This is a genomic window from Modestobacter sp. VKM Ac-2977 (assembly GCF_026968045.1).
Lineage (GTDB): Bacteria > Actinomycetota > Actinomycetes > Mycobacteriales > Geodermatophilaceae > Modestobacter.
Genome location: NZ_JAPVBQ010000008.1, coordinates 1 through 531, shown reverse-complemented (window position 1 = coordinate 531; position 531 = coordinate 1). Strand labels below are relative to the sequence as shown.

Genomic DNA, 531 nt, shown 5'->3' with positions numbered 1-531 from the left:
TCAGCCGGCGCGGCGGCCGAGCGCGCGGTAGGTCCAGCCGGCGGCCACCCAGTGGTCACGGTCCAGCGCGTTGCGCCCGTCGAGCATCCGCTTCTGCCCGACGACCTTGCCGAAGGCCACCGGGTCGAGGTCCCGGTACTGCTGCCACTCGGTGAGCACCAGGACGGCGTCGGCCCGATCCGCGGCCTCCTCCGGGGTGTCCACGGCGTCCAGCTGCGGCCAGCTGCGGCGGATGTTGTCCCCGGCCGCGGGGTCGGTGACCCGCACCGCGGCGCCCTGCAGCTGCAACTGGGCGGCGACGTTGAGCGCCGGGGAGTCCCGGATGTCGTCGCTGTTGGGCTTGAACGCCGCTCCCAGCACCGCCACCCGCTTGCCGACCAGCGAGCCGTCGCAGACCTCGCGGGCCAGCTCGACCATCCGGATCCGGCGGCGCATGTTGATGTTGTCGACCTCACGCAGGAACGTCAGCGCCTGGTCCGCGCCGAGCTCCCCGGCGCGGGCCATGAACGCCCGGATGTCCTTGGGCAGACA

The 531-nt window shown here is 73.3% G+C and carries 1 protein-coding gene; it reads right to left on the bottom strand.

Annotated elements, in window-relative coordinates; genetic code table 11:
- The coding region (locus O2V63_RS20685) for a UDP binding domain-containing protein (protein WP_331253851.1) at nt 1-531 on the bottom strand (531 nt) is incomplete at its 5' end.